Source organism: Brevundimonas vesicularis, from assembly GCF_900445985.1.
In the GTDB taxonomy this organism is placed as follows: domain Bacteria; phylum Pseudomonadota; class Alphaproteobacteria; order Caulobacterales; family Caulobacteraceae; genus Brevundimonas; species Brevundimonas vesicularis_D.
On record NZ_UAQP01000014.1, the window covers coordinates 481,306 to 505,717 of the forward strand.

The window sequence follows — 24,412 nt, forward strand, 5'->3', positions numbered from 1 at the left end:
CCGTCCGGGCCGCCGCTTGGAACGACGCCGTTGGACGCCGGTCTAACGATGTGAGCGCCCATATAGGCGCTTCACCCTCGCTTGTCAGCCCCTTTCGAGGCAGTCGCCGTCAGAACTCCTCCCAGCCGTCTTCCGCCAATGCGGCTTGAGGCTTTGGCGCCGCCCCGCCCCGGCCGATCGTTTTCAGGGCGGCGACCATCTTGGAGGATCGCGCCGCCGGCGCCGGCGTCTTCACGGGAGCGCGGGCGGGAGACTGAACCGCGCCCTTGTCGTCGACGCGGAACTGGGCGACCGAGGCTTGCAGGCTTTCCGCCTCCTGGGCCAGCGAGTGGCTGGCGGCGGTCGACTGCTCGACCATGGCGGCGTTCTGCTGGGTGACCTGGTCCATCTGGTTCACGGCGGTGTTGACCTGGGCCAGACCGACGGCCTGTTCCTGTGCCGAGGCGGCGATCTCGGTAACCAGGCTGTCGATTTCGGCGACGCGGTCCACGATCCTTTGCAGCGCCTCGCCGGTCTCGCCGACCAGCTTCACGCCCGACCCGACCTGGGTGGTCGAAGTCGAGATCAGGGTCTTGATCTCCTTGGCGGCTTCGGCCGAACGCTGGGCCAGAGCCCGAACTTCGGAAGCGACCACCGCAAAGCCGCGACCGGCCTCGCCCGCACGCGCGGCCTCGACGCCGGCGTTCAAAGCCAGAAGATTGGTCTGGAAGGCGATCTCGTCGATCACGCCGATGATCTGGTTGATCTCGCTGGACGAGCCCTCGATGGCCTGCATCGCCTGCACCGCATCACGGACGATGACGCCCGAGGTTTCGGCGTCGCCCTTGGCGGCGCGCACGACATCGGAGGCCTGGCGGGCGCCCGAGGCGGTCTTGTTCACCGTGGCGGTGATTTCATCCAGGGCGGCGGCGGTCTCTTCCAGTCCTGCCGCCTGCTGCTCGGTGCGGCGCGACAGGTCGTCGGCCGCCTGGCTGATCTCGCCGGCGCCCGAGCGGATGCCCGAGACATTGGAGATGACCACAGAGACCGCCTGCTGCAGCTGAGCGATCGCGGCGTTGAAATCGGTCTTAAGCTGCGCCGCCTTGGGCGCAAAGTCAGCCTCGATCCGATACGTCAGATCGCCATCGGCCATGGCCGACAGGCCCTCGCCCAAGGCCTGAATCGTGATGCGATCGGCCTCGGCCTCGCGCGCCTTTTCGGCCTCGCGCGCCATGCGCTCCTGTTCGCTCAGCGACCTTTGCGACACAGCCTCGGCTTCCAGCCGATCCTTCTCGATGGCGGCGTCGCGGAAGATGGCCAGGGCGGCAGCCATCTGGCCGATTTCGTCGCCGCGCGCCACGCCGGGGATGTCAGACCCTCTGTCGCCGTCGGCCAGACCGCGCATACGGCGGCCCAGGGCCACCACGGGCATGGACACCGACCGGCCGATAAACCAGCCGGCCGCCCCGGCGGCGCACGCGACCAACAGCGCCAGACCGCCCAGTGTCAGCGCCGCCTTGCCGACAGCGGCGGCGATCTGGTCGGTGTAGACGCCGGAACCGATCACCCAGCCCCAAGGGGCAAACCCTTTCACGTAGGAAATCTTCGGCGCTGGCTCTTCCTGACCGGGTTTGTCCCACTGGTAATCGACAAAGCCTTCGCCGTCCTTCTGAACGACCGAGACGAATTCCTTGAACATGAGCACGCCGTCGGCGTCGGTCTTAGCGCTCAGGTCCGTGCCGTTGAGGGCCGGTTTCATCGGATGCATCACCATGGTGGGATGCATGTCGTTGATCCAGAAATAGTCGTCCTGGCCATAGCGCATGGCGCCGACTGCGACCTTTGCCGCGTCCTGAGCCTGTTCGCGCGTCAGGCGCCCGGCCTGCTCTTCGGCCTGATAATGGGCGACGACGCTATAGGCGATCTCGACGGCCTTTTTGGTCCTGTCGGCGATGTCGTCGCGCATCACCTTGTTGACCTGAAACAGGCCCAGCCCGGTGACGATCAGCAGACCCGCTATGGTCACCAGCGTGAGAAGGTTGATCCGGCCGCCGATCGACAGGGTTTTCATGTGACGTTCCGATATTGAAGTCGAACCATCACATTTCGGCCAAGGATGTTAATTTTGGCGAAACGCCGCTGCTAGGTAGAAACCCGTAACGACGGCACGTTGCGACAAGGCGTCTTCGTCCCGTCGAAATCCGGCTTCGTCACGCATCCTTTGTTTAACGGCGTACGAACTCCAGGAAGACCGGCGTGGTGTCGCCAAGCTTCTTTTCTTCGTAGCGGGTCACGACGTGATCGGCGGGCGGAACGAACCAGTCCTGGTCGGCTGGACCTCGTCGCTCCAGGCCGTCCGTACGATCCAGCCGCTCCAGCGCCCATTCGGCGTAATCCAGCCAATCGGTGACGAAGCGCAGGGTCCCGCCGGGCTTCAGGATGCGCGCGAAGGCCTGGGCCGTCTCGTCCTGCAGCAGGCGGCGCTTGTTGTGGCGCGCCTTGTGCCAGGGGTCGGGGAACAGGATCAGCACCCGGTCGACCGAGGCGTCCGGCAAGGCGTCGACCAGATCGCGCGCGTCGTCGGCATGGATGCGGACGTTCTTCAGTCCGCCCTCTTCGACATGGCGCAGGGCCGAGGCGACGCCGTTCAGAAAGGGCTCGCAGCCGATCACCAGGGCGTCGGGCCGCGTCGCCGCCTGGGCGGCCATATGCTCGCCCCCGCCGAAGCCGATCTCCAGCCAGACCTCGGTCGCCTCGGGCATCATCGTCTTGGGATCCAGCGGCCCGGCCTTGGGATCGGGCACGGCGATCGCGGGCAGCAGGGTCTCCATCAGCGCCGCCTGGCGGGGCTTGATGGGGCGGGCCTTGATGCGGCCGAACGATCGCAGCGGGCGGTCGAGATGCGGGTTTTCGTCCTCGGGACGGTCATCGGCGTTCATGCGCCTGCCGTTAGCCGTCGCGGCTGCGGGCGTCCAGAAGACGAACGCCGAAACCTTTTGACGGTCGCGGCCGAACGCCCTTCTATGCCGGTCACAAGCGGCGTCGGGGCTGACGCTTCGCGGGAGAGGGATTTCGATGATCGGACATCATCTGCGGGGCGTCAGCCTCGCGGCCATTACATGCGCCGTGCTGGGCCTGTCGGCCTGCGCCACCACCGGCCAGACGCCTGATGATACGGCCGCGAAACCGTCGAAGGACCGGACCTTGGCCGCCGGTCTGGATCCCGCGACGACGCTGGATCCCTATCCCTCAACCTATCAGCCCTTGCCGCGCGAGAACTTCGCCGTGGTCGGCGCAACCGTCCTGACCGGCACGGATCGCAAAATCGAGAACGGCGTGGTCGTGGTCACGGACGGCAAGATCGCCGCCGTCGGCGACGCCTCGACCCCCGTCCCTTCCGGCTATCGCGTCGTCGAGGCGCACGGCCGTTATGTCACCCCCGGCGTCATCGACGTGCATAGTCACCTGGGCGTCTATCCGTCGCCCGGCGTCAGCGGCATGAGCGACGGCAACGAGGCGACCAGCCCGAACACCGCCCAGGTCTGGGCCGAACATTCGTTGTGGCCCCAGGACCCCGGCTTCAACACCGCCCGCGCCGGCGGCGTGACCACGCTTCACATCCTGCCCGGCTCGGCCAATCTGTTCGGCGGCCGGGGCGTCACGATCCGCAATGTGCCCTCGATCACCATGCAAGGCCTGAAGTTCCCGGCCGCACCCTATACGGTCAAGATGGCCTGCGGCGAAAACCCGTCGCGCGTCTATGGCGGCAGGAACCAGAGCCCGGCCACGGGCATGGGCAATATGGCCGGCTATCGCGCGGCATTCATCGCCGCGCGCGACTACAAGGCCAAATGGGACAAGTGGCGCGAGGACGGCGAAGGCGCCGCCCCGACCCGCAACCTGCAGAACGAGACCCTGATGGGTGTGCTGGACGGGTCGATCCTGATCCAGAACCACTGCTACCGCGCCGACGAGATGGCGCTGATGATGGATATGGCCAAGGAGTTCGGCTACCGCATCACGACCTTCCACCACGCGACCGAGGCCTACAAGCTGGCGCCGCAACTGGCCGCCAGCGGCATCTGCGCGGCCATGTGGACCGGCTGGTGGGGCTTCAAGATGGAGGCCCTTGACGCCATTGAGGAGAACGCCGCCCTGGTGGACGCCCAACAGGGATCGTGCGCCGTCATCCACTCCGACGACGCCGAGCTGACTCAACGGTTGAACCAGGAGGCCGCCGCCGCCCTTTCGGCCGGTCGCCGCGCCGGGCTGAACATTTCCGAAGAACAGGCCATCGGCTGGATCACCTCCAACGCCGCCAAGGCCATCGGCATCGCCGACCAGACCGGGTCGCTGGAGCCCGGCAAACGCGCCGACGTGGTGATCTGGAGCGCCGATCCCTTCTCGATATACGCCCGCGCCGATCAGGTCTTCATCGACGGCGCCCTGACCTTTGATCGCAGCAACCCCGCCTATCAGCCGACCAGCGACTTCGAACTGGGTCAGCCGGGCTATGGCCTGACCGCCGCCAACGTCACGGAAGGAGCCCGCTGATGCGCCTGTCTCACATCCTCGCGGGCGCCGTCGCGGCCCTCTCTCTGGCGGCTCCTGCCCTTGCACAAGAAACCGTCGCCATCGTCGGCGGGCGCATCCTGACCGGCGACTCCGTCATCGAGAACGGCACGGTCGTGATCCGCGACGGCAAGATCGTCTCGGTGGGCTCAGGCGGCGCGCCGTCCGGCGCCCGCGTCATCGACGCGGCGGGAAAGACGGTCGCGCCCGGTTTCGTCGCCGTGGATTCCGGGCTGGCCGGGACCGAGGTCAGTTCGGTCAGCGGCACCAACGAACTGCGCAACAGCGCCAATACCCTCAGCGCCGCCTTTGACATCTCGTACGGCCTGGACCCCTGGTCCTTCACCCTGCCGGTCGCGCGGCTGGGCGGCATCACCCGCGCCATCGTCGTGCCCCAGCATCCCGGCTCATCCGGCGGCCATGTGCATGAGGACGAGACGGCCGGCGCCGGCGACGGCGGCTATCAGACGCCGGGCCTGTTCGCGGGTCAGGCGGCGGTCATAAACCTGGGTCAGGGCTCGAACATCCTGGTCAAGCCGCGCGTGGCCATGGTCGCCCCCTTCGGCGAAGCGGGCGCTGACATCGCCGGAGGCGCGCGCGGCGCGCAGTTCGTCCTGTTCAAGGAGACGCTGTCGGAAGTCCGCCTCTATGCCCGCAACAAGTCGGCCTATGAGCGGGCGGGCCTGCGCGACCTCAGCCTGTCGCGCGCCGATCTTGAGGCTCTGATCCCCGTCGCCAACGGGACCATGCCGCTGATCGTGACCGTCCACCGCGCCTCGGATATTCAGCAGGTGCTGCGTCTGGCGCGCGAGGAAGGGATCAAGCTGATCCTGGACGGCGCCGAAGAGGGCTGGCTGGTCGCCGGCGACATCGCGTCTGCGGGCGTGCCCGTGCTGCTGAACCCCATCTCCAACCTGCCCAGCGATTTCGAGATGCGGGCGGCGCGGGCGGAAAACGCCGCGGCCCTGAACGCGGCGGGCGTCGTGATCGCCATCAAGGGCAATGAGGGCTCGACCCACCGCGCCCGCGAGGCCCGCTACAACGCCGGCAACGCCGTCTCGCACGGCCTGCCCTATGGCGCCGCCATCGCCGCCCTGACGGTCAATCCGGCCAGGATCTTCGGCATGGCCGGTCAGTTCGGCCAGATCGCGCCGGGCGCCGCCGGGGACGTGGTGGTCTGGTCCGGCGATCCGCTGGAGCCGCTCAGCCAGCCGTCGGCCGTCTTCGTCAATGGCGTCGAACAGCCCCTGACCAGCCGCCCGCTGATGCTGCGCGACCGCTATCGCCAGCAGACGCCGATGCCGCCGGCCTATCGCAACTGAGGACCGCGTCGGTCTGAACGGAATGGGCGGGGCCGCACGGTCCCGCCCTTTGTCATCCCCCCCCCTCTGGACAAAGCGTATCGATGCATAGCGCCCAGACGGAGAGGGAGTGTCCGCACGTCCGGCAGCGCCTCTGCGGCGTCCAGAGGCTCCACCTTGCGTTGCTCCCCTTGACTGTAAGGCGGGACGAAGACGGGAACTGCCGAGACCTGTTTTCCAATCAGGGCGCCGATTTCCCAACTGGCGCATAGCCGCTGCTCGTCAGGACGACTACGGTGCCTATATGGGCACAATTTCGACAGCAAGCGGTCTTGTAGAATACCAGTGGGCTTCGGATGTGGACTTCGAAGGCATCAGGCTCGAAGTGCTGGCTGGCGATGGGAACGTCATCTTTGACGTGAGTGTCCCCGAACAGGGAGACATCACCGTGAACACATTCTCCGGCGAAGTACCTGCCAGCCTGATCGCTTCGGCGGTAGCCGTGGCTGAAACGCGAAAATAGGGACTTCGCCGCCCACCCTCGACGACCCGCGCCCGTCCGCGCTAGGTCAGGCCCATGCCCACGGTCATCTACATCGACGCCGACGCCTGCCCCGTGAAGGAAGAGGTTTACCGCGTCGCGCGTCGCTACGGGTTGAAGACCTATGTCGTCTCCAACACCTGGATGCAGGTTCCGCGCGAGGCGCTGATCGAGCAGGTGGTGGTGGACGCCGGCCCCGACATCGCCGACGACTGGATCGCTGAGCGGGCGGGCGTAGGCGACGTGGTCATCACCGCCGATATCCCCCTGGCGGACCGCTGTCTGAAGTCGGGCGCACAGGCGCTGAAGTCGAACGGCCAGCCCTTCACCCCGGACTCCATCGGCTCGGCCCTGGCGGGACGGATGGTGGGCGAGCATCTGCGGTCAATGGGCGTGGCGACCTCCGGTCCGCCGCCGTTCTCGGCCGCTGACCGTTCGCGCTTCTTGCAGGCGTTGGATCAGGCCGTGGTCAAGGCGCGCAAGGCGGCGACATGACCACCGTAATCCCCGAGGACGAGCTGGAGTTTCACTTCTACCGCGCGGGCGGTCCGGGCGGGCAGAACGTTAACAAGGTCTCGACCGCCGTCCAGATGCGCTTCGATGTGAAGAACTCGCCGTCGCTGACTGATCCGGTCAAGGCGCGGCTGATGAAGCTGGCCGGCAGTCGGCTGACGCTGGAAGGCGTGATCCTGATCACCGCCGTGCGTCATCGCACCCAGGAGCGCAATCGCGCCGACGCCATCGAACGGCTTCAGGCGATGGTGGACGAGGCCTCGATCCGTCCCGTCTATCGCGTGCCGACACGCCCGACCAAGGCGTCCAAGGAACGCCGCCTCAAGGCCAAGACGACCCGCGCCTCGATCAAGTCGGGGCGCGGCAAGCCTTCGCTGGACTGACGATCAGCGCTCGGCCGGGCGGAACAGCAGGGCGGCGATCTTGTCCTCGGCGTCGAAGCCGATCAGCCATTCCGTGACCTGATTGTCGAAGGTGACCTTGAACATCTGGGCCTCGCCTTCCTGCTTGACGTATTCGACCGTCTTGACGGCGCCGAAGCCCTTGATCAGCGGGACCACCTGCGCCTCCTGCTGACGGATTTGGGTTCCGAGACCGGTCGTGAAATCCGAATAGTCAAAGCCGGTCCCCTGGGCGCCGGCGATCACGGCGCGCAAGGCCTCTTCCGAACGCGCGATGTCGGGAGCCTGGGCGGCGGACGTCGGTGCGGGCGCAGCGGCGGGTCGGGCTTGAGGCGCTGCGGTTTGAGCCGGGCGGTCGAAGGCGTTCGGCACGGCGCCGGCGGCGGCCTGAGCCAAGGCGGGCACGGGCGCCAGCAGCACGGCGGCGGCGATAGCGGTCTTCATCAGGGTCGGCTTCATAGCGAAAGCTCCGGTCAGGTCAGATAGGGCCAGAGCGAAAGGCCCAAGGCCGCCAGGGCCGCGATGACCGCGACCGTGACTGAAGCCGCCACCCAAGCCGGAGTTCCCGACTTTTCGATGACCACGGCCGCCGGGCGCGGAGGCTCCTGAACCAGGCGCGAAATGGCGCGGGCCGCAGCGATCATTTCGTTGATCGCATCGCGCGCCTGGGCCTGCGGTCCCAGTTCGCGGCGGATCCAGCGTTCGACCACCGGCTGGGCAGCCTTCCACAGATCGTGATCGGGTTGCAGCCGGCGCGCCACGCCCTCGACCGAGACCATGGTCTTTTGCAGCAGGATCAGTTCGGGCCGCAGCCGCATGTCGAACAGGGCGGTGATCTCGAACAACTGACCCAAGAGCCGGCCCATCGACACCTGGCTGGCGGCGCGGCCGATCACCGGCTCACCGACCGCGCGCAGCGCCTGGGCGAAGGTTTCGACCGAATGGTGCGGCGGAACATAGCCGGCCTCGAAATGCACGCGCGAAATCCGGTCATAGTCGCGGCTGATGAAGCCCCACAGAATCTCCGCCAGATAGCGCCGCTCGGCCGGTCCCAGCCGCCCGACGATGCCGAAGTCGATGGCGGTCAGATGGGCCGGCGCGCTGGCGAACAGATTGCCCTCGTGCAGGTCGGCGTGGAACACCCCGTGGTCCAACGCCTGGACCAGGAAGGCGCGCACGACATTGTCGGCCAGCTGATCGGTGTCGATGCCCGGGAGGTCCAGCAGCGCCGGATCGGTCATGGGCACGCCCTGCGCCCACTCCAGCGTCAGCACGCGCTTGCCGACGCCGTCCCAGATCACGGCCGGGGCGGACATGTATCCGTCCTTGGCCAGCACCTCGGCCATCTCGCTGGCGGCGGCGGCCTCCAGCCGCATGTCCAGCTCCAGATCCAGCGAGTTGGCGATGGTCTCGACAAAGGCGGACGGCTCCAGCCGCCGCGCCATCGGCACGAGCCGCCAGACCAGCCGCGCGGCCAGACGCATCGAATCCAGGCCATTGGCGACCCGCCGCTCGACCCCCGGCCGCAGCACCTTGACCGCGACGGCCCGCCCGTCGGCCAGGGTCGCGCGGTGCGCCTGGGCCAGGGAGGCGGCGGCGACCGGCGGGCTGAGGTCGATGAACAGGCTTTCGGCCGGACGACCCAGCGACTTCTCGATCTCGCGCCGCGCCTCTTCCAGCGAGAAGGCCGGCAGGGCGTCCTTCAACCGGCCCAGATCGCGCGCGAACTCCAGGCCGAAGATATCGGCGCGCGTGGCCAGGACCTGGCCCAGTTTGATCGCCACGGGGCCCAGATGTTCGAACGCCTTGCCCAGCCTCTGGCCCGGCCGACCCTGACGCCCGGCGCGGCCTGAGAAGAGTTGCACGAACCGGGCGAACGGCCGCGTCCAGGCCGGCAGCAGATGGGTCACCTCGCGCGGGATCAGGGCGTCATGACGCGCCAGGACCCACACCCAGCCCAGCAGGCGCAGGAAGGACGCAACTGGGTTCTGGACCGCGACCGTCGCGGGCGGCGGCGGGGCCGTGCGATAGATCCGGCTGGTCAGATCGCCCACCCATGATGGATGGCGGCGATCCCGCCCGACAGATTGGTGACGGACACGCGGCGGAAGCCGGCATCCTCGATCATGCCCTTGAACGTATTCTGATCGGGGAAGCGACGGATGCTTTCGACCAGATACTGATAGCTGTCGCGATCCTTGGCGACCCAGCCGCCGATGCGCGGAATGGCGTGGAAGGACCAGGCGTCATAGACCTTGCGGATCGGCGTCGTCGTCGGGCGCGAAAACTCCAGGCACAGGAACCGGCCGCCCGGCTTCAGCACCCGGCGCGCCTCGGACAGGGCCTTGTCGATATGGGCCACGTTGCGAATGCCGAAGCTGATCGAATAGGCGTCGACCGAGGCGTCCGGCAGCGGCAGGTTCATGGCGTCGCCGACGCTCCACTGCATCTCCGGTTCGCCGCCCTTGCGGACGCCCGCCAGGATCATCTCGGCGTTGTAGTCCAGTACGATGACATTGGCGTCCTCGCCGCCGCGCCGCTCCTGCGCCGCGCGCGCCATCCTGGAATAGCGACGCGCCATGTCGCCTGTGCCGCCCGCGACGTCCAGAATGGTTTCGCCGGGACGCGGGTTCAGCTTGGCGGCGGCGATGTCCTTCCAGATGCGGTGGACGCCGACGCTCATCAGGTCGTTCATCACATCGTAGTTGGAGGCGACGGAATCGAAGACCCCGCGCACCATCTTGACCTTCTCGCGCGCATCGACGTCGCGGAAGCCGAAGGAGGAGCGGTCGCCCGACGAATGCGGGCCGTGGGAGGAGGCGTCGGTCATACCCGTCGTCTAGCGCGTCGCAACGCCCCCGTCATCCGATGAGACACGCGATCAGGCCGCTTCGGGCTGCGGCAGTTTCAAATCCTTCATCACGTCGCGCATCAGGCCGTAACAGCCGCACGACGCCGCCTCCAGGCCGTCGCGATCCAACACCTTCACCCAGCCGCGCCCGCGCTGGATCAGCGACTTGCGCTCCAGCACCGTGCCGACCTCCGACACCGTGGCGCGACGCACGCCCAGCATGCCGGCGATATCGGCCTGCGTCAGATCGATCCGATCATCCTCGGCCCGGTCGTGAAGCATCAGCAGCCAGCGGGCCAACCGTTCGTCCAGCCGATGCTGGGCGTTGCAGGCGGCCGCCTGCTGCACTTGCGCCATCAAGCCTTCGGTGAAGCGCGACAGGGCCGAGCGCAGCGTCTCGCTGTGTTCCAGCGCATCGCCGAACACCTCGGCCGAGCAATGGGCGGCGATCCCGTCGCGTTGGGAAATGGCCCGACTGGCGGCGCGGGCGTTGAACGGTCCGCAGGTCACGCCGATCAGGCCTTCGCGCCCGATGGCGGCCGTCTCCACCATCTTGTCATCCGGCAGGATGGTCATCAGCGACACCACCCCCTTGATCGGAAACCACACCTGATCGACCGCCTCGCCGGCGTCATAGAGCATCTGGCCGCGTGCGATTTCGCGCTCTTTCAAATGCGGTTCGATCCGCTTGCGATCGGCCGCATCCAAAGCGGCGATCCAGAGATTTTCCATCCTAACCCCGCTGGCGACCGATGACGCCGAAGAGCGACGATCATTGCGCGATCAATGCACAAGCTTGACCATGGGTTCCCTGGACGGAATCCGCACGGCTTCGCTGCTTGCCGCGATCCATCAGGCGCCCTACGCAAAATGGAAAAAGAGGAAACGCGATGACCGAAACACGGCTTGACGTAGCGGAAACGCTGAAGGATTTGCCCGCCTGGCGCGCGCATGACGGTGATCGCCCGGCCATCACGCGGACGCTGAAGTTCGCTGATTTCAACGCCGCCTTCGGCTTCATGACCCGCGTCGCCCTGATGGCCGACAAGATGGACCACCATCCCGAATGGTCGAATGTCTATGACCGCGTCGAAATCCTGCTCACCACCCACGACGCCGATGGCGTGACGGACAAGGACGTGACCCTGGCCCGCTTCATTGACGACGCCGCCGCCGGCATGGGGGTGAAGTCGTGAGCGGCTCCGCGCGTTCCGGCCGCGTCGCCGGCAAGACGGCCCTGATCACCGGCGCGGCCGGCGGTCTGGGTGAAGCCATGGCCTTCATGCTGGCCCGCGAAGGCGCCCGCGTCGCCGTCACCGACATCGACGCCGCTCGCGCTCAGGCCCTGGCGAGCCGGATCAATGCGGAAATCCCGGACGGCGCCTTCGCCTATGCCCACGACGTGGCCAGCGAGGCCGGATGGGAAAGCGTGATCGCCGCCGCCGTCGCCGATCTCGGCGGCCTGTCGGTGCTGGTCAACAACGCCGGCGTTGGCGGCCCCCTGGCCTTTGTCGAACAGGACACAATCGAGAACTGGCAGCGTCAGTACGAGATCAATCTGCGCTCGATCATGCTGGGGGCCAAACACGCCATGCCGCATCTGCGCGCCTCGGCTCCTGCCTCAATCATCAACATCTCCTCGATCGCAGGGCTCGCGGCCGCCCCCGGCATGGGCGCCTATAACGCCACCAAGGCGGCGGTCTGGATGTACACCAAGACGCTGGCGCTCGAGGCCGCCAAGGCCGAATGGAACGTGCGCTGCAACTCGGTCCATCCCGTCTTCATCAAGACGCCGATCCTGGATCCCTTCATCGCCATGGCCGGCGGGGACGAGGACAAGGCGCATGAACGCCTCGCGCGAGGCATTCCCTTGAAGCGGATCGGCGAACCGGACGACGTCGCCTATTGCGTTCTCTATCTGGCGTCCGACGAATCCAAGTTCGTCACGGGGTCCGAGTTCAAGATCGACGGCGGCATGACGGCGCAGTAGGGCGCGAGCGCCCTACTGCCTTTTTTTGGCCTATCGCGCTTCGCGCTGCTTGAGGCCGTTGGCCTTTCTTGTCGGTGATTGATGGCGGCCATCCGGTCGTCATCCGCGCATTCGGGATTGAGGCCGCTTGCGCCATGCTGTAAGCGGCCTGTTCCGGCGTCGCGCCGGCCGACGCACCCGTAGCTCAGCTGGATAGAGTGCTGCCCTCCGAAGGCAGAGGTCACAGGTTCGAATCCTGTCGGGTGCGCCACTTCGGTTTAAAACCGAGAACTCCGCCAGCGGCGGCGTAACTTCCACCATCACTAGACGCTAAGGCCCTCAGAAGCTCGGTTCGTGAGCCGATGATGCGCGCCTCGGTCTTGCTGATGACCTCCACCCGCTGCGTCAGGGCACGCAGATGATCCCGACGATAGCCGCTGGTGCGATCCCGTAGCTTGCGCCGTGCGGCGGTGGCGAAGCGCGCCAAGGCGTCCGGTGTAATCGTCGGCGCCAGCCGCTCCACTGACGCGATGATCCGCTCAGCATCTGCTCTGGCCTGATCGCGGACGCTGGAGAGTTCAGCGACCCGATCCTTCAGTGAGGCGTCGTCCGGCGACAGCAGACCGTTCTCGATAGCCTCGTAGAGCCGATTGAGCTTGGCCTCGGCCTCAGTGGCGCGCTTGCGCATCTCCGCGATATGGCCGCGCCGTTGGTCAGCCCATTCCTCCCGACGATCCAAAAGCTGTTCCATCAGCGCGGCAAGTCTGTCCGGATCGAGCAGCCGGGTTTCCAGGTGGTCGATAATGGCGTCGTCCAGCTTGTCCATGGGGACGGCCAAGCCAGTGCATCCCGCCTCGCCCATGCGGGCCTTGGTCGAACAGGCGTAGTAGCGATACTGGCCGCCCGCCTGACCCTTTCCAGTCCTCAGGGTCATGGCGCCGCCGCAGGCGCCGCAGAAGCAGATTCCCGTCAGCAGGTTCGGCCCCGTCGAGACACGCGGCGGCGTCCACTTCGGGTTCCGGGAAGCCAAGCGCGCCCGAACGGCCTCATAGTCCGCCTTTGAAACAATCGGCGGCACCACCATAACGGCGTGTTCGGACTCGGGCTTCGGCGTCCGCGTCTGGTGGTCGCGGGTGTTGAACCGATGCTCGCCCATATAGGTCGAGCGGGTCAGGATCTGATGGACGGCGCTGATGCCCCAGCGTCCGCCGTCGCGGGTTCGGATGTTCTGCTTGTTAAGCCGGGTTGCGATGGTCTTCAGCCCCATCGGTCCTTGCGCGCCGTCTCCGGTCAGCGCCCAGCGATAGATGGTCCGGACCGTTTCGGCCTGGAGCGGGTCGATCTCCAAGGTCTTTTTGATCTTGGCCCCGCGCTGCTCGGCCGCGACGATGCGGTAGCCGATGGGCGGCCGGGCGCCGTTCCAGAATCCCTGGCGGGCGTTCTCCTTCATGGCGCGCAGGGTGTGCTTGGCGTTCTCGCGGGATTGGTACTCGTCAAAGAGCGTCATGATCTGGCGCATCATCATGCTCATGGGGTCGTCGCCCAGCTCCTGGGTGATGGAGACGAGCCGAACCCCGTTCTTCGCCAGCTTCCGCACATAGAACTCGAACTGGAACTGATCGCGGAAGAACCGCGAGAAGCTGTGCACCACAATCACGTCGAAGGCGGGCGGTTTGGTCAGCGCCGCCTCAATCATGGATTGGAACGACGGGCGGCGGTCGTCAGTGGCGGTGTTGCCCGGCTCTACGTACTCCGCCGTCGCCTCCCAGCCCTTGGCCTCGCAATAGGCTTCCAGCTGACGGCGCTGGTCAGGGATGGAGAGGTCGTTGACGGCCTGTCGTCCGGTCGAGACGCGGAGATAGAGGGCGGCGCGGGTCTGAACGCCTGCTGCTGCGGTGGATTTCCGGCTCATGTCCTGCTCCTCTCAGAGGCGCGGACCCAGAACCTCGTCGAGCACCTCGCCAAGCCATGCCTCCACCGCCTGGAGTTCGGCCGAGGTGATCGGGAGATCATCAGGCCAAGTGTCGGTGACGCGGACAGCCGATTGTACGCCAACTGGCCGGGCTTGCGGAGTCCGGCGCCGACGCGCCTCCGGCTCTGATGACGGCTGGACATACATAGCCGCCAAGCTGATCGCTCTAAAACTACGCGCATATTCGGAACCTCACCCTCGTAAATCTACGGCCGCCGCTTTCTCGCAAAGCGGATCGATCCATCGATCACGCCCAGCCCCCAGCGGCGGCGGCCGACCGGGTCAACGCCTGCGGCGCTTGCCGCAGCCCGCAGGGCGCGAAGCGGGGTTGAAGCGGGCGGACGGCGCTGCTCCCCACCTTAAAATGAGGGTCAATACGGCTCTGCTTGTCAGACAATGCCGGCGCAAAGCCTATCCTGCCCTAGACCCTCATTTGCGTTCAGAAGGCTCGCAACCGCCCGCCTCATCGACGGCGCGGCTCAAGCGCACGAGCGCCACCGCCAGACGCGCTTCGACCGCCTGCTGGCCGATGCCCAGGTGCTCGGCGATTTGCTCCAAAGGCATTCCAGTGAAGCGATGGAGGACGAAGACATCCCGACAGAGCCGGGGCAGTCGCCGGATCGCCCGAACAAGAATCTGACGCTCGCGGCCCTCCTCGTTGGCCTGCGATGGCGGAGGGCTCACCGGTCTGTCCCGCTGTTGGTCGCTATCGCAGCCTCTACGGCGCTCAGGAGGTCACAGATGATTTGATCTGCGACGTCGGGCGGGAGTGGAAGGTCCGGCTTTATGCCGGTGCGCAAAGCCCCTGAGCCATAAAGCGGGCCGAGCACCGTAGCGAGCTCGGTAATGCCGTCAGGTACGCCCTCGAATCCCAGCATTCGTACGCAGCGCAGCGCCTTAGTGAGGTCGTGACGGAGCCAGACGCGGGTCCAATCGTCAGAGAAGCCGCGATGCAGGAGATAGGCTTTCAGGCCCAGTTCAATCGCGATGGCGGAATGATAAGCCGACTGGGCGCCGACGCGGTCATCGTCTGTCCAGGCCATCGCATGGAAGCCTCGGGAGTTACTGACGAAGGCGATGGCCAAGCGGCGCTGAGGGGGACATCGCCGCCACTTCCGTTGCCCAGCCGATATCCGCTGATACTTAGGCATGCGTGACCTCCCGCGCAGCCGCCCGGTCGCTCAGAACCTGCTGAGCGGTGGAGTTTCGGAGTATTTCGGTTAGAGTTCAGCGGAATTCACCGACCCAGTCAACGGAATTCCGCAACTAGTCGGAGATTTTCTCTAAAAATGATCAACCCCGCTCAAATTCGTATGGCTCGCGCTGGCCTAGGCATAAGCGTTAAAGTGCTTGCTGAACGTTCAGGTGTCGCCGACTCAACGATCCATCGGTTTGAAACGGGTCGCGGTGGCATGCAGACGGGGACACTTGAACGCCTGCAGGCAGCGCTAGAAACTGCTGGTGCGATCTTTTTGCCTTCAGACACCTCAGGCGGACCGGGCGTTCGGTTACGGTCATGATCCAATCATGACAACTCTTGTGCTCGCCGATAACGAAATCCGACTTTTCATTATCCGGTCTAATGGGCGTCAGATGCGGGTTCGAGAATCGTTACGGGATTTGCCGAAATCGGGTTTATCGTGAATCGCTTTTTGAGAGCCAGAAAGGCCGTTTTGCTTCTCTCAGGGCTGAGGCAATGGTAACTGCGGCGGATATCCAGCTTCCATATCGGGCAATCTTGTTGCCGGGGGCACTTTGTATCGACCGTGGAGAGCCTCCGGCTATTCCCGGCGCAACGCTTAGCCGGGTGCTGTCTTGAGCGACCTTTACGTAAAACTCGCCAAGGACAATCCGAACTGGGCGAATGAAGAGGAAGTGAGGAAAGGCTGGCTCAAGCACATTGAGAACAGCCTGGGCATCACCTTCCACGCGGAGCGCGGGCGCAACGACGCCTCCTACAACCAGGTCATCATCGAGTTCAAAGATCGAGGTTTGTTCAAGGGCAGCACGACCAGCGCCGCCTTCAAGGAAGCGGTCTTCGACCGGCTCGACAAATACATTCGACGCCGTGCCAAGGACGAGGGCCTTCCCGAAGAAGACTATATCGGGATAGCCATCGACGGGATGCACATCTGCTTTGCCTTCATGAAGGCTGGCGAGATCACCCACCGCAATCTCCTGCCGTTCAACGAAGCGTCGGTCGACCTGGTGGCGCAGGCCTGCGCAGACTCCAAACGGCGCGCCGTCACGTCAGACAATCTCGTCGAGGATTTCGGCCACAAGGGCGAGATCGGACGGACGGCGATGGCCGCGCTGGTCGCGATCTTGGAGCGTCAACTCACCGCGCCGGGCAATAACAAGATCAAGCTGTTGTTCGTTGAGTGGCGCACGCTCTTCGGCCAAGTCGCGGACCTGTCGAAAGCACAGGCGGCGGAGATCAGGAAGCACATCCCGTTTTCACCTAAACTGCCTTTGGCGGATGTGGTGTCAGCGTCGCTGTTTGTGATCCACTCCTACAACGCGTTCGTCATGAAGCTTCTGGCCGCAGAGATCGTGGCTCAGTATCGACTGACGGCGTTCCCGGACTTCTGCGAACACCTCCTTAGCTACGACGACGCAGGACTTCTCCACGCCCTAGACGTCGAGGTTGAACGCGGCGCCTTCTTTGAGGCTGCCCGCATCAAAGGCTTCGTCGAGGAAGCCGTCTTCTCTTGGTACGTCGACGGCGGCATTCCAGAGAAAGAGCGAGCCGACCTGTGCGCTGCGATCCGTCCTCTCTTGACGCAACTGGCGCTCTACAGGATGGACGACCTGACGGCCGCGCGTTCCCGCGACGTCCTCAAAACATTCTACCAAGCGCTCGTACCCGAAACGCTGCGTAAGGCGCTTGGGGAGTTCTACACCCCTGACTGGCTCGTGGACGTGGCTTGTGATCGAGCCGAGATTGCCGACTGGAGCACCGCGCGGGTTCTCGATCCGACCTGTGGTTCCGGTTCTTTCCTCCTGGAGGCAATTCGACGCAAACGCCGGTTGGCAGAAGCGGCCGGTCGGTCCCCCGCCGAAACTCTAGCCGGGCTGCTCAATCAGGTCTGGGGCTTCGACCTCAATCCGCTGGCTGTTCAAGCGGCTCGGGTAAACTTCCTGATCGCCGTGGCGGACCTGGTGGCGAGCGTCGGAATCGAAGTCGAACTGCCCGTTCTATTGGCTGATGCGGTCTACTCGCCCGCGCAGCAGCCCGGAAAAGACGAGGATTATGTCGAATACGGCATAGGTAGCGCGCAGGCCAATCTCAACATCCGTTTACCGGCCGCCCTCGCTTTCGACCGTGTTCGCCTCGATGCGGCGTTCGTCGTCATGCACGCGGCCGTTCAGCAGGAAGACCCCTACACCACGGTCGAACAGCAACTGGTGACTATGGGGCTCCTCCAATCGGAGGAAGCTATCGAGTGGCGAGCCGCCCTCACATCGACATACGACCAGATTCTCGAACTTCACCGGCAGGCCTGGAACGGCATCTGGTTCAGGGTGGTCCGAAACTTCTTTTGGTCGGCTGTCGCGGGCGAATTCGATGCCGTTGTCGGCAACCCTCCATGGGTGAGGTGGTCCAACCTACCGGAAGAATATCGAGAGCGGATCAAGCCAACTTGCGAGCGCTATACGATCTTCTCCGAGACCCCGTATCACGGCGGTAACGAACTCGATATTTCGGGAATGATCACCTACACGGTCGCAGACAAATGGTTAAAGAACGGCGGTGCACTGGTCTTCGTGATCACCCAAACGCACTTTCAGTCGCCGTCATCGCAAGGCTTCCGAAGCTTCCGCATCGACCAAGATTCAAACCTCATCCCCGAACGGGTCGATGATCTGAAGCTTCTAAAACCGTTCTCTAAAGTCGCGAACAAGACAGCGATTGTACGGATGCGGAAAGTGAGCTCCGACATCCTGACGGCGTATCCGGTCCCCTATGCGGTCTGGGAAAAGAACACTGGCACTAGTGGATCCATTCCCGAGGCCGAGACCAAGGCGGCAGTGCTCGCCCGCGTCACGCAGAAAGCTTGGGAAGCCACGCCAGTTGACGGCGGCAACTCCCCCTGGGCGATCCTGCCGCCCGGACGTTTTCAGGACATGGCGAACATTCAGGGTAAGAGCGACTGGATCGCTGGAAGGAAAGGCATCACCACCGACCTAAACGGCGTCTACATGGTTCGGGTGATCGCCGAGAACGCACAAACGGGACTGGTCCAGGTCGAGACCAGACCCGAGGCGGGGAAAACCGACATTGGCCCCGCCCGCACGTTCTGGATCGAGCCAACCTTGCTCTATCCGCTGCTCAAGGGTGCCGCCGACTTCTCGGCCTGCCATGTCCACATCAACGAGCAACTATACGTGCTGGTGCCGAACACCGGCATCAATAAGGCTGACTATATCGAAGCGGATCGAGTTCTGAACCAGCTTCCCCAGACGAAGCGCTACTTCCAGCACTTCCAAGCGCTCCTTGGTCGGCGCTCCACATACAGGCAGCGTCAGAGCAACGCGCCCTCGCACGTCGTCTACAATGCCGGCGCCTACACCTTTGCCCCCTACAAGGTCGTATGGGCTGAGTTGTCGAACACTTTCGAGGCCGCCGTGGTGACAGACGCCGAGGTCCCCTTGGTCGGCCGGCGCCCCTTTGTGCCCGACCACAAGGTCTACTTCGCCGACTTCGACGACGAAGACGAAGCCTACTTCGTGGCGGGGACGTTAAATTCGTCGCTGATTCAAGAATACGTCGAGAGCCACACGATCCAGATTCAGGTCAGCAATATCTTCAAACACCTGAGAATCCCCACTTATGATCGTGAGAATATCGATCATCAGTCGCTGGTCAGATTAACGAACAAAGCTCACGCAGCTGTTACTTCGCAGGAGCGTCAAGGTCTTCTGGCTGAGATTGATGAGTTGGCTGATCGGGTGTTGATCAGTAAGATTGAAGCGTAGGGCAGTTCCGAGGGCGGGCTATTGAGCACGGAAGGCATCTCCTTTTGTCGCGCGGCCCAAGGCCAGTTCGACGATGCGATCAATCACCCTCTCCCGATCCTTCCATTTCATCACCAGCTTGCCGGGGTCCATGCCGTATTGGGCGACGACATCAAGAAGCTGCTCTAGATCAAGCCCGGAAAGCCCTCGTCGCAGGTTTGCCTCACCAAGTTTCGCCAGATCAACAGGATCAAGAACAGCTGGGGTCCGCCGCCCGCCCTTGCGCCTTGTGTCCCCGTCAGGCTTCGGCGACACCTTCATCGCCGACTTCACTGCGGGTTTCGGCTTCGGCGCAGGTTTGGCCAGACTGAGCGCGGCCTCGATCCGATCGCGGAACTCGGCATTGCGGCCCGCTTCATCGACGATGATGGTAACCAGCGCCGTGAGAGTGCGTTTCAGGGTCATGCGTCGATCTCCAGCTTTTCGAGCAACTCCTGCGCCAGATCGATGTAGCGGGTAGCCAGATCGCCATATCCGTACTTCTGCTTGAGCGTGCGCCGGCTCGTTTGCAACTCTGCCGCCGCTGCAATCTGGTTAGCCTGACGGATCACCGTATCAAATACTGGCGGATCGTTCTCGCGGCGCAGATCGCGCGAGACGTTTACGTGGATAGTCGAAGATTCCTGATACTTGGTGATCACGATGCCGAGCGGCTCGATGTCCTCGCCGACCTCCTTCGAGAAATTCCCGACCCGCTTCACGATCTGCGGGATGCCATAGGTCGACAGGACGTCCGGCACGGTGGGAATGATATAGCCCTCCGAAATGCGCAGGCCGTTCAGCGTTATGATGCCGAGGTTCGGCGGGCAATCCACGAGAACCAAATCATAGTCATCAAGGATCGATTTGACCGCGAGGCGGAGCAGGTCGATCGGCGTTACCGAATAGAACTGACCGGTAGGCGCACTGGCCAGCTTGTCTTGCACGTCGATGAGGTCGAGGCTCGACGGCAGAAGATCGACTTTCTCGGCACCCTGCACGTCGGACACGCCCTTCTGAAGCGTCTTCTTCAGATCGAATGCCTTATTGTTCGGATCGAGCGCGTCCTTGAACAGCGTTGCGAGCGTCCAACCCTTCTCGTTGATCGCCTTCCACTTCTTCTCGCCAATCAGCATCGTGGTGGCGTTGGTTTGCGGATCGAGGTCGATCACTAGAATGCGCTTACCGAAACGCGACGCGAGCGTCTCGGCAAGCGCGACGGTCGTCGTCGTCTTGGCGACGCCGCCCTTCAGATTAATCAGCGAGACAACACGAGCCATCGGCACTTTCCTTTTCCTGAGCCAAATTTTGATCTGCCGCGTACGAAAGACGGGGCCAGCCTTGAGTTCTGTGAGCGGCTTGGGGAAATCGGAGAAGCGAACCCGCCAGTTCGCAACCGCCTGGCGCGATACGCCCGCGATATCGGCAATCTCGTTGATGCCGATCAGATCATCTTCGGCAAAGGCCAACCGCCACTCCTGTTACCGATGTTCACAAAATCTGTTTACATCGTTCACAGTCTGGGCGCAACATGGCGTCTGGGACTTATTGGAGAGACGGATGTCGAGGACCGGAAGAGACGGGAAGACCATTACTATCCCACCAGGCGCGACCAGCCGAGAGGGCGCGGACGGACATGTCGTTGCCATCCGCAAGGGCTACACATCGCGCGAGGGCAGCGACGGGCGCGTGGTAGCCATCCCTCCCGGCGGCACATCCCGCAAAGGCGCAGACGGTCGCGTGGTAGCAATCCCGAAGGGTTATACTTCCCGGCAGGGCAGCGATGGCCGCGTCACCGCCGTTCCGCCGGGGGGCACGTCACGGCAAGGGTCGGATGGACGGGTGGTCGCCATTCCGAAGGGCTGCACTTCCCAGGAAGACAAGACTGGGCGGGTGAAAGTGGTTCGCCCCAGATAGACGAGGCGCCGTTGGCGAGCATCCCGTTTCTGCGCAACCACGAAAGGTGCTCGCCGTGCAAAGTCACGTCCCTGTAGGCCCTGCTGCCCACACGTACGAAAACCACTGACCTCATGTCGATCGATACCGGCGCTTCGAAGGCAGTTAGACCACCAGTTCTCGACACGCGCGCCGGTCGGCCTGTGCGTCGCGACCGAAGACAGACCGACAACAGATTAAAACGGTATGACGCCCGCGTGATAGCCCGAAATCACTCGGGCACGGTCAACGAAATCTCGCTCTGTCTCGATCTCCCACTCGGGAAATTCATCGAGAAATAGCTCGTGTGCCAGCACGCCTATGATTGGTTCATGCCCAGGAAACTGGTGCGCTGTGAGGTCATAGGTCAGGTCGCCGACCATGACCCAAAAGTGGTGTTCGTAGACGTCTCGCCGCGTACCCTTGATGATTGTGACGTTATCAAGCGCGTATTTTTCTTCCAGGAGAAAGGTCAGGATCAGGCACACGCTCTCGCAGCAATTATGAGGATAGGAGTGTTCGAAAGGGTATTCGAAGAATTTCTCCGTTCGATTGCGTTCTAGAAAAGCTAGCAATGCGCGGGCCGAATTATCTAGATCCGCCCTCCCAGGCCGTGATCTAGGATTCACGCTGCCGTTGTCCATCTCAGGAACCTATTATGCTCACCATCAGGTGGGATAATCAGTGTTGAACATTGCGGATCTAAATCACAGCAGCGTTTGGCGGGTGCCGTTAACAGCATTGGATTCTCGCTCTGGAAATGTCGAGTATCGTGATTTTTCATGATTTCGCGCAGAGGATAGGGTGATGGCCTGGGTGCGCTACGAAATGTGGGACCGATGGCGGGACCTCACGCGATTCCGCTTTGCATCTGAAATGGCGCTCGCCTCATATCGAACCTACGTAAACAGCTTCCCAATCACATCAACGGCACCGCAGGTGATGACAGACCCCAGCGGGTCTGCGTTCAAATGCGACCTCGCTGATTTCATGGCAGTGCTGAATGATGATCAGCAGCTCTATCGCGTATTGTTCCCATCCTACGTCGCGCTGGTAGAAGATCTTGGGCGCGAACTGGTCGAGACAGCCTGCATCCTAGGCTCAGGACCCATTGATGTGAGGCGAACGATCTGATTCAGGCTCCTGAGGAGTCTGGATATGAGCGATCTGTATTGGCTGACGGGCGAGCAGATGGCTCGGCTGGAGCCCTTCTTCCCCAAGAGCCACGGCAAGCCGCGGGTGGATGACCGCCGGGTGCTGAGCGGGATCATCTTCGTCAACCGCAACGGCCTGCGCTGGCGAGATGCGCCGGCGGCCTACGGGCCGCACAAGACCCTCTACAACCGCTGGAAGCGATGGAGTGAGGCTGGCGTCTTCATCCGGATGATGGAGGGCCTGTCCGGGGCTCAGACCGAACGCCGCACGGTCATGATCGACGCGACCTATCTGAAGGCGCACCGCACGGCTTCGAGCCTGCGGGTAAAAAAGGGGGTCTCGGGCGACTGATCGGACGCACGAAAGGCGGCATGAACACCAAGCTTCACGCCGTGACCGATGCGAACGGAAGGCCCATCAGCCTCTTCATGACAGCGGGTCAGGTCAGCGACTACATCGGCGCTGCCGCTCTCCTGGACAGCCTGCCCCGCGCCCAGTGGCTTCTGGGAGACCGAGGCTACGACGCCGACTGGTTCCGGGACGCCTTGCAGGCCAAGGGGATCACGCCGTGCATCCCAGGCCGCAAAACCCGCACCGAACCCATCCGCTACGACAAGCGACGCTACAAGCGGCGAAACCGGATCGAAATCATGTTTGGACGCCTGAAAGACTGGCGGCGGGTCGCCACCCGCTACGATCTCTGTCCGACCGTCTTCCTGTCCGCCATAGCCCTCGCCGCTACCGTGCTGTTCTGACTATGAGTCCTGAGCCTAGGGTCAGGCCGTTGTCTCGCAAGAAGCGCTTCATACTGACACCCTCTGTACCGCGCCCAGTCCGAGGCGCTATTGTCGCTCCGATCTCGACACGCCCAATAGGCGGACCATCCTCGCCATCATCAAATCCGTCAACATCTCAGCCGCGCGGGCGGTGATTGGCGAGCCCGCCTGACCGAAATAGCGGATCGATGCATCAAGGCGATCATCGCTCAGGCCGTCGATGGCCGCCTTGATATCCGTCCATTTGGATTGCCCAGGCGAAGGCTCTTCCACATCCAGGTGGCGAGCGAGCAGGAGAATCGCAGCAGTGTCTTGAGCCGACATCGACCTGTTCGATTAGTCTCGCAGGCTGGCCGGAACCTGGCCGCCATTCTCCGCAAGCTTTCGCCAGACCGCTTTGGACAGGGCGATGTTCTGTTCCGCCGAGCCATGAGCGCCAGCGTGCACGCCCAACTCATCGGCGAGGTCCTTGCGGGCGTCGAGGCTGGAATCCAGGTCGAGTAGCTTGAGCAGATCGACGATCGATGTCCGCCAGTTTCCGCCGCCGCCCTTCATCTCGGCCATTTGGGAGAGGATCTGGTCCACGTCAACCGGTTGAGGCGTGAAGGGAGTGGCGGGCGCCGCAGGAACGGGCTGTGCCGAGACTGGGGTGCTCGTGGGCGCTTGGGCCTGAGGCGTCGTCGGACGCGCCTTATGGCCGGTGATCTTGTCCCAAATTCTTCCGAAAAAGCTCATGACGTCTCCTCTGAAGGTGGATGGCCCGGGCGCTAGCCCCGGCCTGTGCGGTTAGCGCTGGACGACAACCAGTTCCGTGCGGCGGTTTTCAGCCAGTCCTCCGGCGGTGGCGTTGCTGTCGACGGGGTTGGTTTCCCCGCCTGAAAGCGCCTCGATACGGCGGGCATCCACGCCGGCTGCCGTCAAGGCGGAACGGACGATGTCGGCCCGGGCCTGGGCGAGGGTTCGGTTCGCGGCGTCGGAGCCGCGCGCGTCCGCATAGCCGTACAGGCGGATCTTGGCATTCGGGTAGCGGCTCAGAACAGCGGCGACGGCCGCGATCTCGGGACGATCCTGGGGCCGAATGGTGCTGCTGCCGGTGTCGAAGTTGACGCGCTCGAACGCGAAAGTGCGCGGGGCGGCGTCCGAGCCAGCGAGGTAGGCGTCCAGCCCCGAAACCCCAACGGAAGCATTTGTGGCGGGCATGACCGGCGGCTCGGTCGTCGGAGCTACGGCGGCGTCGTCAGTCGCTGCGGGATCCATGGCGGCGCGGTCGTCGCCACAGCGGGTCAGCATGAGTAGCAGCAGCAGGAGCACGACGGCTCCGATGATCCAGGGGAGGTATTTGCGCCAGGCCGGGGCCACTGGGGTCAGGCGAGGGTCGCGATCGCGGTTATCGGTCATGTCGAACTCGTCGTTAATGGGGAAAAGAATGCGGCCGGCGATCTCGTCGAT

Annotated in this window: 26 protein-coding genes and 1 tRNA gene; 12 read left to right on the forward strand and 15 right to left on the reverse strand. The window is 63.9% G+C overall.

Going from position 1 to position 24,412, the window contains the following annotated elements:
- Positions 1-109: 109 nt before the first annotated feature.
- Complete coding sequence (locus tag DT343_RS11420) at positions 110-2,050, reverse strand: methyl-accepting chemotaxis protein (protein WP_112862993.1); 1,941 nt, start codon at positions 2,048-2,050, stop codon at positions 110-112.
- Positions 2,051-2,204: 154 nt separating this feature from the next.
- Complete coding sequence (gene trmB, locus DT343_RS11425; RefSeq protein ID WP_112862994.1) at positions 2,205-2,918, reverse strand: tRNA (guanosine(46)-N7)-methyltransferase TrmB; 714 nt, start codon at positions 2,916-2,918, stop codon at positions 2,205-2,207.
- A 136-nt stretch (positions 2,919-3,054) separates the two neighbouring features.
- Between trmB and DT343_RS11430 the strand changes: the two genes are divergently transcribed.
- The 5 genes from DT343_RS11430 (at position 3,055) to arfB (ending at position 7,289) form a co-directional block, all read left to right on the forward strand.
- Positions 3,055-4,533 (forward strand): amidohydrolase, encoded by a 1,479-nt coding sequence (locus DT343_RS11430; RefSeq protein ID WP_112862995.1) that lies wholly within the window; start codon positions 3,055-3,057, stop codon positions 4,531-4,533.
- Positions 4,533-5,873: an amidohydrolase family protein gene (locus DT343_RS11435; protein WP_112862996.1), complete on the forward strand. Its 1,341-nt coding sequence runs from the start codon at positions 4,533-4,535 to the stop codon at positions 5,871-5,873. Before DT343_RS11430 ends, DT343_RS11435 begins: the two co-directional genes overlap by 1 nt.
- Positions 5,874-6,156: 283 nt before the next feature.
- Positions 6,157-6,375, forward strand: a complete 219-nt coding sequence (locus DT343_RS11440; RefSeq protein ID WP_112862997.1) for a hypothetical protein — start codon at positions 6,157-6,159, stop codon at positions 6,373-6,375.
- Positions 6,376-6,429: 54 nt separating this feature from the next.
- On the forward strand, positions 6,430-6,888 hold the full coding sequence (locus DT343_RS11445; protein ID WP_112862998.1) for a YaiI/YqxD family protein: 459 nt from the start codon (positions 6,430-6,432) through the stop codon (positions 6,886-6,888).
- The gene (arfB, locus tag DT343_RS11450; protein WP_017505001.1) at positions 6,885-7,289 is read left to right on the forward strand and encodes an alternative ribosome rescue aminoacyl-tRNA hydrolase ArfB; all 405 of its coding nucleotides are present in this window, start codon (positions 6,885-6,887) and stop codon (positions 7,287-7,289) included. Before DT343_RS11445 ends, arfB begins: the two co-directional genes overlap by 4 nt.
- A 3-nt stretch (positions 7,290-7,292) precedes the next feature.
- Here arfB and DT343_RS11455 read toward each other — a convergent pair whose 3' ends face one another.
- From DT343_RS11455 to DT343_RS11470, 4 genes are read right to left on the reverse strand one after another with little or no spacing between them, the layout of a single operon-like run.
- A complete protein-coding gene (locus DT343_RS11455) occupies positions 7,293-7,766 on the reverse strand; it encodes a hypothetical protein (RefSeq protein WP_112862999.1) in 474 nt (157 codons plus the stop codon).
- Between the two features lie 14 nt (positions 7,767-7,780).
- Complete coding sequence (gene ubiB, locus DT343_RS11460; protein WP_112863000.1) at positions 7,781-9,361, reverse strand: 2-polyprenylphenol 6-hydroxylase; 1,581 nt, start codon at positions 9,359-9,361, stop codon at positions 7,781-7,783.
- Entirely contained in the window at positions 9,349-10,137 is a 789-nt protein-coding gene (locus DT343_RS11465) for a class I SAM-dependent methyltransferase (protein WP_112863001.1), read from the reverse strand. The genes ubiB and DT343_RS11465 overlap by 13 nt, the downstream gene beginning before the upstream one ends.
- Before the next feature lie 51 nt (positions 10,138-10,188).
- Positions 10,189-10,890 (reverse strand): Crp/Fnr family transcriptional regulator, encoded by a 702-nt coding sequence (locus DT343_RS11470; RefSeq protein ID WP_112863002.1) that lies wholly within the window; start codon positions 10,888-10,890, stop codon positions 10,189-10,191.
- 158 nt (positions 10,891-11,048) lie between these two features.
- On the opposite strand from DT343_RS11470, the gene DT343_RS11475 reads away from it, so the two are divergent.
- The 3 genes from DT343_RS11475 to DT343_RS11485 all read left to right on the forward strand — a co-directional run bounded on the left by DT343_RS11475 (position 11,049) and on the right by DT343_RS11485 (position 12,398).
- On the forward strand, positions 11,049-11,354 hold the full coding sequence (locus DT343_RS11475) for a 4a-hydroxytetrahydrobiopterin dehydratase (RefSeq protein WP_112863003.1): 306 nt from the start codon (positions 11,049-11,051) through the stop codon (positions 11,352-11,354).
- On the forward strand, positions 11,351-12,148 hold the full coding sequence (locus DT343_RS11480) for an SDR family oxidoreductase (protein ID WP_112863004.1): 798 nt from the start codon (positions 11,351-11,353) through the stop codon (positions 12,146-12,148). Before DT343_RS11475 ends, DT343_RS11480 begins: the two co-directional genes overlap by 4 nt.
- Positions 12,149-12,321: 173 nt before the next feature.
- A tRNA-Arg gene (locus DT343_RS11485) sits at positions 12,322-12,398 on the forward strand.
- Here DT343_RS11485 and DT343_RS11490 read toward each other — a convergent pair.
- The 3 genes from DT343_RS11490 to DT343_RS11505 form a co-directional block, all read right to left on the reverse strand.
- A complete protein-coding gene (locus DT343_RS11490; protein ID WP_112863005.1) occupies positions 12,369-14,039 on the reverse strand; it encodes a recombinase family protein in 1,671 nt (556 codons plus the stop codon). The two genes, DT343_RS11485 and DT343_RS11490, sit on opposite strands and share 30 nt — an antisense overlap.
- Before the next feature lie 489 nt (positions 14,040-14,528).
- Entirely contained in the window at positions 14,529-14,783 is a 255-nt protein-coding gene (locus DT343_RS11500; RefSeq protein ID WP_112863007.1) for an RNA polymerase sigma factor, read from the reverse strand.
- Positions 14,780-15,184: a hypothetical protein gene (locus tag DT343_RS11505; protein WP_112863008.1), complete on the reverse strand. Its 405-nt coding sequence runs from the start codon at positions 15,182-15,184 to the stop codon at positions 14,780-14,782. The genes DT343_RS11500 and DT343_RS11505 overlap by 4 nt, the downstream gene beginning before the upstream one ends.
- Before the next feature lie 228 nt (positions 15,185-15,412).
- Between DT343_RS11505 and DT343_RS11510 the strand changes: the two genes are divergently transcribed.
- Both DT343_RS11510 and DT343_RS11515 read left to right on the forward strand, forming a co-directional pair.
- Positions 15,413-15,619, forward strand: coding sequence for a helix-turn-helix domain-containing protein (locus DT343_RS11510; RefSeq protein WP_112863793.1), 207 nt, complete (start codon positions 15,413-15,415; stop codon positions 15,617-15,619).
- Positions 15,620-15,914: 295 nt separating this feature from the next.
- A complete protein-coding gene (locus DT343_RS11515; RefSeq protein ID WP_112863009.1) occupies positions 15,915-19,079 on the forward strand; it encodes an Eco57I restriction-modification methylase domain-containing protein in 3,165 nt (1,054 codons plus the stop codon).
- Between the two features lie 18 nt (positions 19,080-19,097).
- On the opposite strand, the gene DT343_RS11520 is transcribed toward DT343_RS11515, so the two are convergent.
- The 3 genes from DT343_RS11520 to DT343_RS11530 form a co-directional block, all read right to left on the reverse strand.
- Positions 19,098-19,523: a hypothetical protein gene (locus tag DT343_RS11520; protein WP_112863010.1), complete on the reverse strand. Its 426-nt coding sequence runs from the start codon at positions 19,521-19,523 to the stop codon at positions 19,098-19,100.
- Positions 19,520-20,566, reverse strand: coding sequence for a ParA family protein (locus DT343_RS11525; RefSeq protein WP_112863011.1), 1,047 nt, complete (start codon positions 20,564-20,566; stop codon positions 19,520-19,522). Before DT343_RS11525 ends, DT343_RS11520 begins: the two co-directional genes overlap by 4 nt.
- A gap of 663 nt (positions 20,567-21,229) precedes the next feature.
- Entirely contained in the window at positions 21,230-21,676 is a 447-nt protein-coding gene (locus DT343_RS11530) for a hypothetical protein (RefSeq protein ID WP_112863012.1), read from the reverse strand.
- Between the two features lie 163 nt (positions 21,677-21,839).
- On the opposite strand from DT343_RS11530, the gene DT343_RS11535 reads away from it, so the two are divergent.
- Positions 21,840-22,166: a hypothetical protein gene (locus DT343_RS11535; protein ID WP_112863013.1), complete on the forward strand. Its 327-nt coding sequence runs from the start codon at positions 21,840-21,842 to the stop codon at positions 22,164-22,166.
- 24 nt (positions 22,167-22,190) lie between these two features.
- A protein-coding gene (locus tag DT343_RS11540; protein WP_112863014.1) for an IS5 family transposase occupies positions 22,191-22,942 on the forward strand; the annotation gives its coding sequence in 2 pieces (ribosomal slippage) (positions 22,191-22,512 and positions 22,512-22,942; 753 coding nt in all).
- Positions 22,943-23,029: 87 nt separating this feature from the next.
- On the opposite strand, the gene DT343_RS11545 is transcribed toward DT343_RS11540, so the two are convergent.
- Genes DT343_RS11545 through DT343_RS11555 form a run of 3 tightly spaced genes read right to left on the reverse strand, consistent with a single transcriptional unit; the run spans position 23,030 to position 24,361 of the window.
- Positions 23,030-23,287, reverse strand: a complete 258-nt coding sequence (locus tag DT343_RS11545; RefSeq protein WP_112863015.1) for a hypothetical protein — start codon at positions 23,285-23,287, stop codon at positions 23,030-23,032.
- Positions 23,288-23,299: 12 nt separating this feature from the next.
- Positions 23,300-23,698, reverse strand: coding sequence for a DUF3597 domain-containing protein (locus DT343_RS11550; RefSeq protein WP_112863016.1), 399 nt, complete (start codon positions 23,696-23,698; stop codon positions 23,300-23,302).
- Between the two features lie 51 nt (positions 23,699-23,749).
- Positions 23,750-24,361 carry an OmpA family protein gene (locus tag DT343_RS11555; RefSeq protein WP_112863017.1) on the reverse strand — a complete coding sequence of 204 codons (612 nt, stop codon included), beginning with the start codon at positions 24,359-24,361 and terminating at the stop codon, positions 23,750-23,752.
- Between the last annotated feature and the right edge of the window lie 51 nt (positions 24,362-24,412).